The organism is Rhodococcus sp. P4_B6 (assembly GCF_056402215.1).
The window spans coordinates 1-17183 of the sequence record NZ_JBFUHV010000183.1 but is presented as its reverse complement, the minus strand read 5'-3'; the positions used below and the strand labels follow the sequence as shown (position 1 = coordinate 17183).

Here is a 17183-nt window from a genome sequence, read left to right as displayed (position 1 = left end):
GCCCTCGACCCGATCAATTTCGACTACAAGAACTTCGAGCATCCTTACGACCCGGACAAGGCAGTCCTCAAGTTCTACGCGGTGGTCGAACCCGCGATGCCCGACTTGGTGGGGACTCGCCGTCGGCGATGTGCTCGTGAACCTCCGCTCCGAGCTCGACCACGCCATAGTCGGGCACGCGCGAACGCAGAACTCGGAGCTGACCCAGAGCCAGGAGCGAAACCTCTATTTCCCCATCCTCGACGAGGAACCGAAATGGATGGGCGTCAACGGCAAGAAGGGACCGGGCAAGACCCTTCCCAGGGTGATCGCCCCCACGGTGATCGACGCCATCCACGCGAGCCAGCCCTTCAGTTCCACCGTCCCCGCGGCCGAACATGCACTGCAGGTCCTCAACACTCTCGTCAATGCGGACAAGCACGGCGAGATCACCGTCGTCGCGTACGCCCCGCACGATCTCTCGGTCGACACCACCACACCAAACCGGATCGAGATCCTCGATGTAATCCCGAGTCTCCAGGAACTCGTCGACGGCGCACTTGCGGCCACCATTGTGATCCGCCGGCCGCAAGCCACCACGCCGATGGCCAGTCCGCGCGCAGTGTCCTTCGACCCGGTTCCTGAGATCGGATTCGTCGAAACTCTGCCGGTACCAGGTATCGCAGATGACCCGGGTGTCGACGTCATGCAGGTCGTCGACTTCCTGATCACCGGTGTCGAATCTACATTGGACACCCTCAAGGCGGCGGGAGCGTAGGTGTGCTCGGTGGTTCCGACGCGCGAGGCGCATCGCGAGCAGGATGACCACCGCCGGACGAAGGGCTCGTGGACAGATCACCTCCGACGCCGACCGGTGCGACGGCCCGTCAACATACACACGGTGCGGGTCGAGGAGGGTGACCGAGGCGCCGAGCTTCGTCAGGAGCATAAGCGCCGCCACCTCGGCCGCCAGCGTCCCCCGCAGGGCCGCTAAACGTCCATTCAAGAGTCGTCACCTGAGCTGCCGGACCTCCGTCAGAACGTCGTCCAACAGTCCCCTGACGTCGCTTCCGCCCAGTATCAGCTGTCGATCCAGCAGTCGGTTTCCGGTTTCGCAGGAGGTCTCGCTCACGAGGGCGCAACCGTGGCAAGCCGAGAGGTTCAGCTGCGAGGCTCCCTGCCGGTCACTTTCGATGCAGACCGGGTCGTTGGAGCAAAAGTCTGCGTCGTCCAGGGCTGATACCAGGAGGGGGATCAATTTGTCAGGCTCTCCGAGCCTGACAAGCCCACCGAGGGTCCCCTGCGCGTCTCCTGCTGCGGTGTAGATCAGGATCCCTGCGGTCTTGTCGGCGCGGTCCGAGTTCGCGTAGATCCGCTCCTGGAGCGCGGCAGACGCGTAGCCGCTTGCGAACGCCAGCCGACGGATGATCAAGTGCGCAAGCGTGTGCAGGGCGACATACCTGGGCTCGGGCACGTCAAGACGGCCAGCCCAAGTAGAGTCGGCCCTACGCGTCCTGAGGATGCCGGCGCGTGCCTGCACGTCTGGCCGCGCCTCCCATTCGGCGAGTTTCTCCTCGTCGAACCGCAGAAAGATTCCTTCTCCGAACAGCTCGATCGCGGGGTAGGTGGGCCGACGCCACTGGTCCGGGCCCAGATCAGCGTTGATCATGGCCGCGTCAGCGTCATGGCGCCGGAATCCCCGGAGGGCACGGACCTCACGGACACGACGCACCTGACCGATACCGCTGATCTTGCTGAGAAGGCTTTGCGGCCCAGCGATGCCTTCGAGAGTTCTCCCGTCGACGACGAAATCGCTTCTCGTGCGGTCGCGCCCACCATCAAGCTTATTCAGGAAGGCCGCCCACTCCCCGTCCTTGAGGTCGAGCAGCATCTCGTCCGCGGTGGTTTCCTCTCCTGCAGCCACGGCGAGGACAGTCTCCGGCGGCACGCCGAGCTCGTCGGCGATCCATCCTGCTACCATCTCCGCCTGAGGTCCGCCGTTGTCCGTCACAACCTTTTCGAAGTACACGTGACCACGGATTCTGTCTGCTGCTTCTACAGACTGCGGACGTTCTTCCGGTATGTCGAGAGCCGAGATCCTCTCGGCGATGTAGTTGCCCGTAGCACCACGCTGCACGGCGACCAGCTGATGCGGGCAAGGCTTCTTGACCGAGCCTTCCGGTTCCCAGGGCTGCCGCCCCGCGCAGCGGATCCCGTCTCGCTGCAGCGCCCCCTTCGTTACGAGTTCCGCGAGGGTGCGCGAGTTCCCGCACCCATGGCACTTGACCATCAGGGACGCGAGGCTCTCTCCGCGGTCCGCCAGCTTCCTAAACCTGAGCGACTTGTAGTCACGGCAGAAGCGGACAGTCTCGTTCAGGCCCGCCTCACGCCCACGATGCACCCACTGGAACCAGTTGATGTCTTGGATGTGGCTGCCCTTTTCGCAGATGGCGACGTATCGCATMGGCACCAGCAGGCCACCGCACTCGCAGGTGTTACTCCATTTTCCTTTCTTCTTCCCAGTCAGCTTCGAGAGCTTGCCGCAGCGCTCACAGAACCGCCATGCAGGAAAGCGCCAGTAGGGCAACGTAGGAGTGTCCTTGGTGGCACGGCTTGCATGCGTCGGCGGTTGCCGCAGGACACCGGCCCCAAGGCGGGCCATCAGACGCTCACAACTGATCTCGTGAGCGAACTTCTTGTCCCACCAAGACGTGTCCGGCGCCATGAGAGATTCGCCGCGGACGTCGACGATCGCTCCGACACCGAAGGGCGAGATCGTCTCGGAGAGGCGCAGGTCATGCCTGATCTTCTCCACGGTGCACCTCCTCCTGCGGTTCCTGGACCTCGACCGCCACGTTGGGTTCGACGGACCTCATCGAGTCTCCGACGAGCCACCCTTCGCCGGACTGACCGAATCTCTTCAACAGAGCTGTCTGCTCCTTCTTCGAGCGTTCGTAGTACAAGAACTCGCCCGACTCACGTGCTTGGGCTGCCCGTCGGTCCCAGTCCCTCAGAAGGCTCCACACCGCGTCGCTCGTCTCCTCGGCTTCGAGGCGGTCGGATCGCGTCACGTATCCAAGGAACTGCTCGACGAGTCGCTCGACCGCGGCGCTGATCCTGTCGTCCTCGAGGTCGAACCGGCCTGCCGCGTCGTTGTCGGCGAGCGGGCTGAACGACTGCCGCAGCAGGGCAACGAGTGCTCCGGCGAGAGATCGGTCACGCGAGGACAAGGACCACGGTGTCACGCTCGTCGGCTCCACGCTGCGGTAGAGAGCCTCGTGGTAGCCACGGAAAGTCTCGAAGTGCGACCGATCGCGGGCCCTGCTCGACCTAAAGAGTGTGACGACGATGCCGTTCGTGTCTCCGCGCCCGACACGGCTGGTGGCCTGAATGTATTCGGCGGTGGTCTTCGGCTGTCCCACCATGAGCATCAGGGCGAGCCTCGGAATGTCGATGCCGACGGAAAGGATGTTCGACGAGAGGACCACGTCGACTGCGTCCGACGACTCGTCGGCCCTGACTCGAAGGTCGCGGAGATCCTTCGGCAGTTCCTCGGGTCCGCGGCGGCTCGTCAGTTCCAGCACTTTGCCCGCCCTGACAGGCCGCAGCGGCAAGCCTACTCGGTCAGCGCGAGCCTCCAGACGACCGTTGACATCGTCGACGACCAGCGTTCCCGTCCGGCCGAGCTCACGAAGACTGTTGTGATACATGACCAGTGTCCAATACGCATCTCGCGACGCGGTTGACGGAGCCCGGGCAGCGACCACCTCTGGCATCTCCACCATGGGAGTGACTGCCGCGATGACGGCCGACGGCTGGGAGACCGACTGTGGCATCAGGCCGACGTAGAGGCGCCCTTCTCCACTCTCTACGGGGCGGGAGAAGAAGGYGCGGTCATCGTCGAGTCCTGATGGCGGATACAAGGCAACGTCACGCCCGTAGAGTCCCTGAACCTGCTCGTCGGACGCACGGATGGTGGCGGTTGACGCAACGATCTTGGGATTGATGCCGGAGCGGTTCAGTAAGAGCTGAATGGCTGCGTCGAAGACGGCGACAGTGGTTCCGAGTGGTCCCGACAGCAGGTGCAGCTCATCCTGGATGATCAGGGACGGCTGCTTGAAGATGGTCCCGATCCCGAGCAGCTTGCCGGCTTGGGGGCGGAACTGCAGGCGGGCGAACTTGTCGACGGTGGCAAGCAGGATTGTCGGAGGGTCGTCGTACAGAACGTCGTCGACGACCGCGAGCGGAAGCTCATCGCTGAACTCGCACAACTCGTCGACGCAATGCAGTACGACGTCCTTTCCTACCAACCGCATGCCGTAGTCCTGAGACCTGTTGCTCTTGGCCTTCGGCACCAGCGGCGTCAGACACCACGGGCAGCTCTCGACCTGGAACTGGTTCGCCTCCTCCGGACGCGCGGCCTTCTGAAGACGCTCGAGTGCATTCTGCGCCTCTCTGCGTGTGCCAGGGGTGACTTCGTTGCCGACCCAGAGACCGATTGAGAACGGCGCCATCCCCTTTGCCCGGTCGTCCGTGGCCCGCAGTTTCTCCATCGCGCATACCAGCGCTGCAGCACGCTGGAACTGCTGGGAGGTCAGGAGCCGCAGGGTGTACCGGGTGATCACGGCGGTACCCCCACCGGCCACGCCATGAGCACGCCGCCGCCGGAGAATCTCGATCGCGGCCAGGCCGAGATATGCCTCGGTCTTGCCGCCGCCGGTCGGAAACCAGATGAGGTCGACGACGTCCCGGTCCTTGTGCGCCTCGTCAACGGTGGAAGCCAACGAGACGAGCAGGAAACCAAGCTGGAACGGGCGCCACTGCGGCTCGGGCACCCGGCCTTCCGGCACCCCGCGGTTGATAGATGCCTGGCGCATCTGGAGGCGCATGGCAGCCATGCCGAGCGAAAAGGCCATTCGCAGGTCGTGCTGTCCGGGCGCACGAAGACGGTTCACGCCTTCCCTCATCCTCTCGACGGCACCCTGAGAACGCTCGGCGATCCGGATCGCCACGGTCCTGTCATCGCCGAAGGCTTGGGCTCTTTCCAACTGCCTGGTAGCCCAGCCGGCGAAGGCATCGACAAAGGCGTCCAGCGAGCGAAGCACCGCATCGGGATCCGTGTCGAGCTGCTGGAGATGCTTCAGCTCCAGAGACTTGGCCTCGGCCGTCCCCTCGTCGAAGCCCGTGGTCTCGACGGCAGGCACGATGAAAGCCGGTACCGAGTCGAGGAAGGCCCTGCTGCAGCGGCCTGCCGTGAACTCCCAGTCCGCGGCCATGCCGTGCCCGACCGCGTAAACCTTCCTGTTGCGGTATCGCAGACGCAGCTCGGCCGTTTCCAGGTCGGCATCGAACGAACGCGTCGCGGGGTACTCCAGAATCTGTGAAGCGGCTGAAGGAGTGACGGCCAGCCGGACCTGGAAAAGCATCCGAGCGATGTCGAGTCGATCGTCCCCGGTGGATTCGCTCCGAACCCGGACGTGCACCGTGACCAACGAGGCACCCTTGAAATCGCGCCAACGCGCCCCGACCTCGACAGAAACGTCGCCCACAGCAAGAGCCACAGGCCCTTCTCCCCGCCGGAAAAGGAGGTCGGGGGCAGAGAACGGGATACGACGCCACCTCGGCGGTCCGTCTCCGCCGACAGCGGAGTATGTGCCACATGAGAAGTCGACGTCGACGGAGTCGCCGTCCGTAACGAAGGAGATGGCGACTGACGAGGGGCGCCAGTCCTCCGCCAGAGGGACTCCGGCACCGTCCTCCTCGACATCGCCCTCGGGAACGTCGGCCGAGACCCCTACATCCTTGTCCTGGTCGGCACGAGTCCCACCAGCCACGGCCTCGCTCGGGAACAGCATGCCGACGGCATACTGGCGGTGAGGGAAGTTTGCCGTGACCTCTTCTTCCCCTGCCTCAGGCCCCACGTAGGACGCACGGAGATGTTTCAACGCGACCTGCTGGGCCGCAGTGAGATTCACTTGCCCACCTGCTTTCGAACAAGGTTCTGGAGCCGCTTCTTGTCTTCCTTGGACGCGACCACGTGGAGCGTGACTCGGGCCCGCGTGACAGCCACGTAGAACGCGGCCAGTCCCCGGTCGTCGTATTCCTGTGGCAGGTCGCAGACGATGACGTGCTCCGCTTCCAGCCCTTTGGCGAACCGCGGGTTCGTCACGAGGAATCCAGCTTTGCTTCGTCGCGGCTCGGAATCCGTGGAGACACTGATGATCCAGACATCCTCGCGACGAGCCCCGTTCGCGACGAGCTCCCGTGCCACGGCTTCGGCGGCCGCGACGTCGGCCGCCCCGTCAGGCGACCACCGCCACTCCACTCTGTCACCGTGGACGATGCCCGGGTCTCCGACGTCCGCGCCGAGGTACTCCTGCACGACGTGGACGATCGCCCGGGTATTGCGAACGTTCCGGTCGAGGTCGTACTGGAGCGCCTCCTGCTTCACCAGTTCGCAGACGTCGGGGTCGAACTCGCCGTCCACGCGTGCCTGGTTGTTGGGGTCGAGAAACATTCTCCACCGGCCGCCAGCGCGACCTCCGCGTATCGCGGTGTCCAGTGTGTCCATGCCGGCGGCGTTCATGAGGTCCTGTGCCTCGTCCACGAAGACAACGTCGTACTTCTTGTCACCGGACAGGTCGGTGAACTGTAGGAGATCGATGGCTCTCCCCACGATCCGCGGGCTGAAGAAGTCGACCAAGGAAGGCGAGTGGAAGGTAATGAGAACCGACTTCCCCTCGCCTGCCTCTTGCTTCGCGGCTTCTGCCAGCACCAAAGACTTCCCGGTACCCGCACCGCCGAAGATAAGCATCCTCGGATTGCGCGAAAGTGCGGCCAGAACCCGAGCCTGGCCATCGGTCGCGCGGTTCTGCTCCTCGATGACGGCGCCACGCTGCGCATCGATAACTGGCATCCGCGTGAACTCACCGAACAGGCGAGCCCGCAGACTCTCGGGCCGCGCGACCTTGACTCGAAAGGGGGCAGTCCTGGCCCCACCGGCGACCCTGTCAAATGCATCCGTCATCGCCGCGATGCTCATTTGGTCTTTGGCCCACCAGTGGCTCCCCTTCCACTCAACGGCAGAAGGTGGGGCGTCGATATCAGGCGTGACGGCAACGGCCTCAGTTGCAAACCAACCGACACCTTCCTCGTGCAGGATGTCCCGCAAGGCATGCATCGCCGACTGCGCCTGGTCCATCGGAGACTCACGCAACTTCTTCCAGTCACCGTGGCGGTCAATGCTATACCAGACGCCGTCATACTTCCGGACGCCCCCTCCCTTGACCTCGAGGAGAATCACGACACCGTCCCAGAGCACGACGAAGTCAGCCTCTGCCTGCTGCTTGACCGCGTGGCTTCGCAACTTGACGGAATGAAAGGCGACCGCCTCGCGGGGCCCGCCGACCGACTGCAATAGGCGCGCGACCCGACGTTCGGCGTTGCTGGTGGTGGTCGTCTCGATGTCGGCGAGGTCCGGTATGAGGATCATGCGCCCTGCTCCAGCCAAAGGTCCTCGTAGACGCGATATCCAAGGAAATCGTTGATTGCACCAAAGTTATCGGCGACGTCCACGATGAGACACTCCTTCTTGCCGCCGTTCTCGGGGCCGCGAAGTCCACGGCCGGCCATCTGGATGTATGCGCTGGGACTGAATGTCGGCCTTGCGATATACAGGGCGCGGACACCAGGTGCGTCAAATCCCTGGATCAGTAGATCGCAATTCGCCAGCACCCGGAGCTCTCTGTCCTTGAATCTTTGGATGATGTCACGGCGCTCCTGTCGTCCCGTCTGGCCGCTGACCGCTGCGGCTTCGACCTTTCGATAACGCAGTGTCGCGGCAAGGACCTGGGCGGACAGGACATTTGGTGTGAACACGAGGATGGGCCATTCTGAGTCCTGGGTCAAAATGTGGTTCACGAGAACCGCCATTCGCGCCTGGTCTGCGCCGATGCGCTCGAGAACCTGAGGCTCGAGCTTTCCCTTGGCCTGCACGTGTTCGAGTTCTCTTGGCTCCAAGACGACGTCGATGCCAGGCAACACCTCATGCTCGACCCGGGCGAGGACACCGATCTTCGACAGCTCCTCATAGGCGTTGCCTTCGAATGCCTTGATCATGCGGTTACCGAAACGGGCCGCCAGTTCCTTCGTCGGCTCGCCCTTTTCAACCGTGCCCTTGAACGGGGTTGCCGAGAGGCCCACCAAAGGCCGTTCCCAACTACGCCCGTCGACACCGAGCCACCTCAGAATCCTCGTGTATCGCTTCGATCCGCCAGCACGGTGTGCCTCGTCGATGAAGACGGCAGAGGCTTGGCTCAGCCACTCGTACGCTGGGGTGTCGATCACGGTGTCGAGCTTGGCGTCGGTGGCCACTACCACGCTGAACTCGGTGTCAGGCTCGTGGACGGTGTTGTTCTCCCAGAGCCGACCTATCGTGAGCGGACGCCTATCTCCGAGCCAACGCCAGACGGTGCTGAAGGTCTGCACCGCCTGCTCGCAGAGCTCGATCGACTGCGCGATCCACAGCACCGTTCCGCTTATTTTGCCGTCGACGAAGAGCCGCAGCACAGTCTCCGTGGCGACGCGGGTCTTCCCGGCTCCCGTCGGAAGCTCAACCATCCCCTTGAGCGCGCGACCGTTCGGTTCCTGGAGCGTCAGGACATCCCGCAGTTGCCGGCTGATGTGATTCTGGAAGCTGTGCAGAGGGTTGAGTTCCACAGCACCGGGCACGACGAACTCGTCGTCCTGGCGCTGGTTCCGCCGCCCGGCGTATTCGGTACCGAACCCCATCTTCCGAAGCCAGGCGATTGTCGGTGCTCCGCCCGCCCACGTCGTCGGAACGTCGGTGTACCCCTCGATTCGAAACTGATCTGCGAGGAGACGGATCGAGTCGCTGCCGTAGACGATCATGAAGAGCTCCGCGACGGACGTCGAGTCGTCTACAAGATCCTGCCCCTTGAGTGCATGCCAGAGCCCCTTCGGCAGGATCTCCTTCAGCGTGTCGTCGCCGAAGTAGACCTCAAGACGCTCGGCATCACTGGACGCAGCATGGGCTGCCTGCCGCTGTTCCTCCAGATGCTGGTCGACGCCTGCCTGAAGGATATCGCTCAGCTCGGCGTTCGACAGCCTGAGGTCGAATGCCTCGCTGAGGATCGCGAGGACACGTCGTTCGTCAAGGTCCGCGCCGACCACGAGCGTCAACCCGTCGAGGTGCCACTCTAGCGATTTGTCCTCGACGCCGTCCTCGGTTGTCACTCGCTTTGCGATGTGGACCGCCTTCGCCACTGTCGCGTTCGTGACCTTGTCGACGACGAATGTCGTACGGAGCCCCGTGTACAAGTCGATGACGGGCTCCTCATCCTGCAGGCCCTCGACCAGCAGAGAGAAAGAGAAGCTGTCCTCGAACCGGCGGCATCCAACCAGTTCTAGGAGCAGCCCCATCTGATTCTGATCTGCCCGGAGGTAGGGCTTGTGCCTCGAACTGAGGAAATCACGTTCCTCATCGGTGGTCGCCAAGTACACCGTGTCGGGCCGTCTCGCCTCGACGCCGCGTCCTACGCGGGCGGGGATGAGCGCCGGATGCCCGCCGGGGAACGCGATCCTGCTGGCAGCGATGACGAATGCCGTCAGCGTGCCGTCCTTGATCTGAGAAGGGATGAGCTCCGCCTCGAGCGCTTCACGCAGCACGTCGGCAGGAACCTGGTCCAGTTCTCTCGGCAATGCCAGAGCGTCTTCGACAGGGCGCGGTCCGCGGAAGAGCGGCAACAGCGCCTCATACTCGACGAGCGATGCGGAAACGACTTGCCCCGCAGCCCGGTAGCCGCGAGTCGATTGCAGCAGCCCTGCCCGCTCCACTGCCCACCGAACTGGGGATACAACTCGGTGGACCTGGCCCGTGTCGACGTCCTCGCAGGTCCAGTACGCTCCCTCGTCCAAACTGAGAAGTTGAACCGTCCACATCTCGCGAAACGGGTCAAGGGCCTGCGCCTCCTCCAGCATGAGGAGCACCGAGAACGGACCGGGACCGTCGTTCTTGTCGAACTCGACCCGTTCGATGGGGCGCTCTCCGGGCCCGAGCCTCCCATTGAGCTCCTCTGTCACATATTGGCAGTAGTCCTCGAAATAGACCTCGTCCTCGACCGAGTACGCCGACACAGGACCATGGATGACCCCTGCCGCATGCGCGACCTGCGGAATGCATCTCGTCCGGTCCAGCGTTCGATCCGGAATGCCGTCACCAAGGCCATCGATGTCCAGCACCTGCCTGGGCGAAGACCAGCCGCCGTCGCGCGTTGGTACCTTGATGCAATCCGTCGCATCGCCCGACACGACCTTCGCGGCCTGGTCGATCGGCACGTCCAGAACGGCGTCCCAGAACGTCAAAAGTTCGTCGTCTCCCGACACAGGAGACAACTTGGCCAGCCTGGCCTGGAGGATTGCAAGCGGATCCAGGTCCCGGAACCTGGCCTTCTCGCGGAGCTTCTTCTCCATGCCGGAGATCGCCAGGAAATCCGGGTGGACGAAGCTCGCTCCTTCGATGTCGACGTCGTCCACTCGCTCGAGGAAGACCTCGCGACCATCCTCGAGGGAACGCATCCCGCTGGTCGTCGGTATGACCTTGGCAGACCTGATGCCGTCGATCTTGGGGTTCATAAGGACGAAATCGAGCGCCTTCGCGGCAGAGTCGAGGTCGGCTCCCTCTGCCCACTCACGCAGCCATGACAGGATGCCTCGCTTGGGCATCGTCTCCAGCGCCTTCATCTCGTCCCTGGACCGTCGGTCCAAGAAGACAGAGGAGAATTTGTAGACGTAGAGCTGCCGCAGCCGAGCCGCACGCTGTTTGCTTGCGTAGCAACGCCAGTGCGGGGCATCGTTGCCGGTGTTGGGTGACTCGATCCACCCTCGATGGTCACTCTCGGACACGCCGTCGACCGTGAAGTCGAGTGGACAGAGATCCTGCGGCGTGCACAAGGCGCCCGTTCCGTCTGGGATCAATGCCATCTCGGATCCGATCTGCGGGACATAGGCGCAGAGGATCTCGTCGCCGAACGAGTAGGTTTCACGACCACGCGCCGGCATGTATTCCAGGTGCGCAGCCGGATCATCGACGGACGAGACCTTCGGCAACATGTCGACGAACATCTCGGAGAGAGTCACGAGGATCTCTCGGTTGTAGGTGTTCTCGAGCAGCGTGGTGCGGTCGTCGTTGACGCTCCACGGAGCGTTGAAGAGGCCGGATGCCGACGTTTTATCCTGCAGCGGGAAGTACGACCAGAACTCGCCCGTCTTCATCTGGGCGAAGCGCGCAGGCATGGCAACCGTGACCTTCACCCGGTCACGCGAAACCGCTTCACCGACCTCGGCACGAGCCTGGGAGCTGGGTGCATGCATCCGGTTCTCGACGTACCACTCATCGTGGTAATCATCGGGACGCTCGATCCGGAACTTGCCGTCGCCGAGGTCCCGCGATACGTGACTCGTCACGAAGTCTTCGTCCGTTCCAATCACCCGGAGCCGGACCTCACGCACCGCGTTGACGAACAGGAGGAACTCGGAGCGGAACTCCTCGATCTCCTTCTTGAGGTTCTCCAGCTTCGACGCGTGCGGCAGCCTGACAATCGTCACCGCCCACTCCGCGAGCTCGGCCAGGATCGAGTCCTTGGCGAACTCGTCCTCAGCATCGATCCGCGTCGCGGTCCGCAGGACCGGGAACCTCTTGGCCACTGACCCGACCGACGCGATCGTTGTCCTCGCCTTCAAAGAGTTGAACTCGAAGGAGATGGACCGGCTGAATACCTGGGGGGAGTCGGTGACTGAAAGCACCGACTTGAACCCGAGCCCGAACCGCCCGATCTCGTCGCCCCTCTTACCACTGAGGTGTGCGTGAGCGATGGTAGTGAGGCCACTTCGCGAGAACGGACGCCCGCCGTTCGCGCAGTACAAAGTCTGGTGGTCGAGGTCAAGGACGATTTCGACCCGCCCGGCCCCTTCCTCGTGCTCGTCAGCCCCCGACATCGCGTCGGCCGCGTTCTGCACCAATTCCAGAAGCGTGCGGTTCGAGTAACCGCCGACCCGGATGGACTCCTCGTGGTTGCTGTGCTCGGCGATCAGGTTCGGATTCGCACGATACGAATCGATCGCCCGACCGAAGAGGACGTCAACCTCACGGGCCAACCCCGCGTCGGGGACCCACTCGGCACGCTTCATCGTCACGACTGCACCGCCGCGGCTGCTGACTTCGCAAACCACCACTGCCAGACCTGCACCTAAGTAGCTCCTGAACCTCGATCGCCTATGTTCGTCGACAGTGCGTCAGCCATGCACCATCGACCTACCACGGACTGTAGACGCAGCCACCGTCAGCTCGGCTCCTTCCACCAGATCGGTTCTTCGAGGCAGGAGATTTGGAATCTAATGGGAGTGTCACACTGCCAGTCACCCTGCACCTCTACGTCATTCACTCGAATGACACAGACCTCGTACCGCATGATCCGCAGCCAGCGACCTCCGCTGCCGCTGAGCGGAACAAAGTCACGTCAAATTGGCGGCGCCCATGCAAGATGACCCCGTCGGCTCGAGCGAAAAGCTCAACGCCACTCCCCGCTCGATCGTCGTGGTCCGTGACGAGGAGCGGCTGGCCACGCCGGATAGTCAGGGCTCGAACGGCTGATTGCGATGCGAATCGGGAAAACCACCAGGGCGGACACCACGACAACGACACGGCCAGATGCTTCATCGACCGTCCTGTGGGCTCACCTCGGTTGGCGTCACCGTTGGTCCAGGTCCACCGTGTGCTGCGGATGATCGGCCGGGGTCAGCGCCTTGTAGTTGTCGTTCGACCACTTCATCGCCCGGCGCCGCACCTTGTCGTACTTGCGCAGTTGGGTAACCGACGTCGTCTCCACCATCGACCCGTTCTTGACGAACCCGACCGCCGACCATTGCCCGTTCATCTGCCGCGCGACGAACCTGCTTGCACGGCCGGCGGACGGCAACCGCGACGACGCGTTCAGAACAGTCTCCAAGCTCGCGGCCTGTGCATCGGGCAGGGAATCGGGGCTGGCGTAATGCTGGCAACTGCGCCACACAGCGAACATGAACGGCTCCTCCAGACGAAAGGAATAGGTTGTCCCACTAAGTATCTGGACGATGCGCCGAAACGGGGGATTTAGAACAATTCCGCAGGTCAGATACCCCCGAATTTCAGCCCTTCGGGGCCCGTGCGCGGCATTCGTCGAAGCGCTCATGTTCGTTTGCCGGGCCGGTAGCCAGGTCGGGAGCGACGACGAAGTACCGCTCGATCACCGGCCATGACGCACCGCGCGAGCGTTGGTAGATCCGCATGATGCAACACCAGAGATCGAACCCGGCGCACACCGGCCGAGTTACTGGCGGCCTCTCGCACCGCGCCGCCGCGTCGCGACCCGGAGACACAGCCCACCGAACAGCTTTCCCCTACGACCTCGCGGGTGTCGCCGAGGAGTCGACCGGGCAACGCGTGCTCGACCGCCAGGACACCGACACCCGCGACATCTGACAAGGGAAGTTGACATCTGCGCTGCCCAGCCCGACACCACTACACTCCTCTGCGCGCCAGCCCTGGCCACCAACCGATGACAAAATCGGAATAACGTTGTCTTATAGAGGTTTTCACACCCAGGCAGTGTCGTGTGCTGGACAAGCCTTGCGCCAGCTCGCCGAGGCTATCGCTTACGTAGCGCTCGCGCGATGGTCTTACCGATGGCGCGTCCGAGCGGAATCGGCACCGCATTGCCAATTTGTCGCGCAATCGCGGTTTTGGATCCCACCCATTGGTGGTCCTCGGGGAATCCTTGAATTCGCGCTGCCTCGTAGTGTGTGATTGCGCGGTTTTCAGTCGGGTGCAGGTATCGCCCCTTTTCCGGCTTGAAGAATTCGGKGCGTATTGTCACTGAGGGGCGGTCCCAGTGTAGGCGGCCCATCACGTCGGCGGAGCCGGATTTGTGGTTACGCCAGCAGTTGGACAGCAAATGGTCTGGAATGTCGAACCGATTCCCGCCGGTGGGGATGTAAGAAAACCGATCGAGTGAAATGCTTTCATATTGTCTGGTGAGGTGCAGATCTGAGGATTTGAACGCTCCCGGGAGTGTCTTACCGTTGAACTCGATGTAGGACTCGGGAAGCTGTGTCTCCCTGACTGCTGGAGCGACGCCGTCGAGAGCTTCCCGTACCGTCACGGCCGCTTCGAGGTGTGTGGATTCAGGCATTCCGGGTGAGTCCAGGTCTCGATGCCAGCCTATGACAATTGTCCGTTTACGCGCTTGGGCGGCGCCGAAATGTGCAGAATTCAGCACAGCGGCATTGAAGGTGTAGTCCGCCAGTTTCCCACCGGGCTCGGTGCTCCGGCGAAATAGGTCGAACTCGGGAGATTTAATGAACTGAGKGACATTTTCCATGATGAAGTAACTGGGTCTCGCACGGTGGACCGCTTCTGCATATTGCGACCACAGAGTGTTGCGGGCATCTGCTGCGTCCYGCAGACCAAGTGCGGAGAACCCCTGGCACGGCGGGCCGCCGACGACGACATCAACCGCAGGGACGTCCTCTTCGACGAGCCAGTCCTCGATCTTGCCGGCGTAGACGTGTGTGCGGAAGTTTGTGGCGTAGGTCGCGGCTGCTGCCACGTCCATTTCAACGGCCGTGACCGGCTTGAAGCGCTTGTTCGCAGCGTGCAGACCTGCGGAAAGTCCCCCGGCGCCCGCGAATAGATCAAGGGTTCGGATGGCTGAGGCGCGCGGCATGGGCACACCATAGCGTGCGGCTCAGACAGAAATCGAAGCGTACAGGGTGTGTCCTGGGACGAGCTTCCGCGGGCCGGGCCTGCGGATCCGTCGCCTGCAGACTTTGTCGGAGGCGTCAATATCGCCCCTCGTCTGGGTTGCCCGGTCGGACCGGGCGCTTCAGCTACGAACCAGCGACCCCCGGCGTCGCTGGATGGACGAGGCGGCGGGGCCCAAGTAGGGGACCTATATTCTTTCCCTCGATGCTGCCACCAAGGTCAGCGTCGATCGTGAAGACGCGCATGTTCTGGGGGGCGAATGGCAACCGACGAGATCTCCGACGAGCAGGTGGAGCAGCTGTACGAGGTGTTCCTCAAGTTCACCGAGTCGATGACACCGCACGACGCCGTGAAGAATCTGCGGTTGTTCGGCGCAGACGAATCGGTTGTCAAGCTGGTGCGCGCGAAGCACGAGGCCGAGAGCCTACGGATCCGCGAACTCGACGAGCCACCGTCGGTGTTCCTCAACGGGCGCCCCACTTGGTACACCGGCCCGGACCTGGACAAAGACAAGAACTGGCCCGCCCTCCTGGGGTCCATGCGGAAAAAGGACTTCGGCGAGGAGAACATTCAGTCGGTCGACGAGTCGTCGACGAAGGTCGTCGCTCTGCTCGACCACCCGAAGCAGGACGAGTTCCGGACCCGTGGGCTCGTTGTCGGCTTCGTCCAGTCAGGCAAGACCACCAACTTCACTGCAGTGATGGCGAAGGCCGCCGACCGGGGCTACAAGCTGTTCATCGTGTTGTCGGGGATCCACAACTCGTTGCGCCGGCAAACTCAGATTCGTCTCGTCAAGGACCTCGTCGACTCGAACCCGGGGCAGTGGCACCAGGTCACYAGCGAGACCCAGGACTTCGTTCCGCCGCCGAATCCGAAGGCCTTCTTCGCGGCGAAGGGGCAGTGTCTGCTGCTGGTAGTGAAGAAGAACCCCGTCGTCCTGCGAAAGCTCAGCAAGTGGCTCGGCTCAGCCGGAGAGTATCTCGACAAGTGTCCGACGCTGATCATCGACGACGAGGCCGACCAGTCGACGGTCGCCACCCCGAAGATCAACCCGCTGCTCTACGACGTGCTGAATAAGTTCCCGCAGGTCGGTTATGTCGGGTACACGGCGACGCCGTTCGCGAATCTCCTCATCGACCCGTCGGTCGAGGAGGATTTCTACCCTCGCGACTTCATCGTCAACCTGCCCCAGCCCGACGGTTACCACGGCACCGAGGTGCTATTCGGTCGCGATCTTCTCGCCGGTGAGGATCCCGAGGACCTCCCCGGCGGCTGGGACATGATCCGGGAGGTCCCCGAAGACGAAGTCGACGACCTCAAGCCGAAGAACAAGAAGGAAGCGACCTACTTCGAGCCGGCGATCACCCACTCCCTCCGTGCCGCGGTGGAGTGGTTTTGGCTTGCCACCGCGGCTCGCAGGGTTCGCGGTGGCGGCAACCCGCATTCCACCATGCTCGTGCACACGACGACCGAGACGCGCGTGCACGAGGCGTTCAAGGAGCCGCTTCTGAGTCTCCGTGCCCGGACACTGGGTCGACTGGATGCCGGCGACACGGCGTTCGTGGAGCGCCTCCGTTCGACCTGGGATCAGGAGACCGCCCGTGTTCCGGCGAACGACTTCGGTGAAGAGAAGGTGCCTTTCGAGGAGGTGCTCGACGAGCTCCGCGCCGTTGTCCGCGATACCCGCGTCATCATCGACAACTACCGCAGCAAGGACCGACTGAACTACGAAGCCGGTCCGGTGACGGCGATCGCCGTCGGCGGCAGCACCCTCTCCCGTGGTCTCACCCTCGAGGGCCTGGTCACGAGTTTGTTCGTCCGCGCGGTGTCTGCCTACGACACGTTGCTGCAGATGGGCCGGTGGTTCGGGTACCGGAACCACTACGCGGATCTGCCCCGTATTTGGATGACCGACGAGCTCGCCGGGTGGTTCAAGCACCTCGCTACGGTCGAGGCGGACATGCGCCAGGACATCAACCGATATATGACGTCCAACGAGACCCCGCTGACCTTCGCCGTCCGTCTTCGCTCGCACCCAAAGTTGAGCATCACGTCCAAGGCGAAGATGACGAGCGCGGTTCTCGCCCACGCCGCGTATGGCGGGCAGCTTGTCGAGTCGCGGTTCTTCGACGTCTCCGACGCGGGCCGTGAGTGGCTGACCGGTAACGCGGCGGCCGCCCGGGCACTCGTGACCGCCGCAGCCAAGGACGGCGTCCGCCACGAGGAGGTCCGGAAGCAGACGGCAGTCTTCACCGACGTCCCCTACGACCACGTCCAAGAGTTCCTAGGATCCTATGAGTTCCACAAGGAGTCGTCGGACGGCGACCGCGACCGCCTCGTCAGCTACATCAAGAAGCGGGTCCGGGCCGGGGCCCTGCTCCGCTGG

Annotated in this window: 9 protein-coding genes; 3 read left to right on the top strand and 6 right to left on the bottom strand. The window is 63.2% G+C overall.

The window, feature by feature from the left end; genetic code table 11:
- Positions 1-136 precede the first annotated feature (136 nt).
- Positions 137-757: a hypothetical protein gene (locus tag AC1DWT_RS42765; RefSeq protein WP_477925377.1), complete on the top strand. Its 621-nt coding sequence runs from the start codon at positions 137-139 to the stop codon at positions 755-757.
- 234 nt (positions 758-991) lie between these two features.
- On the opposite strand, the gene drmB is transcribed toward AC1DWT_RS42765, so the two are convergent.
- The 5 genes from drmB to AC1DWT_RS42740 all read right to left on the bottom strand — a co-directional run bounded on the left by drmB (position 992) and on the right by AC1DWT_RS42740 (position 13076).
- Positions 992-2794 (bottom strand): DrmB family protein, encoded by a 1803-nt coding sequence (gene drmB / locus AC1DWT_RS42760; RefSeq protein ID WP_477925375.1) that lies wholly within the window; start codon positions 2792-2794, stop codon positions 992-994.
- A complete protein-coding gene (locus AC1DWT_RS42755; RefSeq protein WP_477925373.1) occupies positions 2775-5954 on the bottom strand; it encodes a helicase-related protein in 3180 nt (1059 codons plus the stop codon). The genes drmB and AC1DWT_RS42755 overlap by 20 nt, the downstream gene beginning before the upstream one ends.
- Complete coding sequence (locus tag AC1DWT_RS42750) at positions 5951-7471, bottom strand: nuclease-related domain-containing DEAD/DEAH box helicase (RefSeq protein WP_477925371.1); 1521 nt, start codon at positions 7469-7471, stop codon at positions 5951-5953. The genes AC1DWT_RS42755 and AC1DWT_RS42750 overlap by 4 nt, the downstream gene beginning before the upstream one ends.
- Positions 7468-12186 (bottom strand): DEAD/DEAH box helicase, encoded by a 4719-nt coding sequence (locus tag AC1DWT_RS42745; protein WP_477925379.1) that lies wholly within the window; start codon positions 12184-12186, stop codon positions 7468-7470. The genes AC1DWT_RS42750 and AC1DWT_RS42745 overlap by 4 nt, the downstream gene beginning before the upstream one ends.
- Before the next feature lie 560 nt (positions 12187-12746).
- The gene (locus AC1DWT_RS42740) at positions 12747-13076 is read right to left on the bottom strand and encodes a hypothetical protein (RefSeq protein WP_477925369.1); all 330 of its coding nucleotides are present in this window, start codon (positions 13074-13076) and stop codon (positions 12747-12749) included.
- A 245-nt stretch (positions 13077-13321) separates the two neighbouring features.
- On the opposite strand from AC1DWT_RS42740, the gene AC1DWT_RS42735 reads away from it, so the two are divergent.
- Entirely contained in the window at positions 13322-13516 is a 195-nt protein-coding gene (locus AC1DWT_RS42735) for a hypothetical protein (RefSeq protein WP_477925367.1), read from the top strand.
- A 166-nt stretch (positions 13517-13682) separates the two neighbouring features.
- Here AC1DWT_RS42735 and AC1DWT_RS42730 read toward each other — a convergent pair whose 3' ends face one another.
- Positions 13683-14759 carry a DNA cytosine methyltransferase gene (locus AC1DWT_RS42730; RefSeq protein ID WP_477925365.1) on the bottom strand — a complete coding sequence of 359 codons (1077 nt, stop codon included), beginning with the start codon at positions 14757-14759 and terminating at the stop codon, positions 13683-13685.
- A gap of 297 nt (positions 14760-15056) precedes the next feature.
- Between AC1DWT_RS42730 and AC1DWT_RS42725 the strand changes: the two genes are divergently transcribed.
- A partial coding sequence (locus AC1DWT_RS42725) for a Z1 domain-containing protein (RefSeq protein ID WP_477925363.1) occupies positions 15057-17183 on the top strand: 2127 nt, incomplete at its 3' end.

Bases quoted from the DNA above. Each gene is read 5' to 3' on its own strand.
- AC1DWT_RS42750 (WP_477925371.1), bottom strand. From the start codon at position 7,471: ATGATCCTCATACCGGACCTCGCCGACATCGAGACGACCACCACCAGC.
- AC1DWT_RS42745 (WP_477925379.1), bottom strand. From the start codon at position 12,186: ATGAAGCGTGCCGAGTGGGTCCCCGACGCGGGGTTGGCCCGTGAGGTT.
- AC1DWT_RS42740 (WP_477925369.1), bottom strand. From the start codon at position 13,076: ATGTTCGCTGTGTGGCGCAGTTGCCAGCATTACGCCAGCCCCGATTCC.
- AC1DWT_RS42735 (WP_477925367.1), top strand. From the start codon at position 13,322: ATGATGCAACACCAGAGATCGAACCCGGCGCACACCGGCCGAGTTACT.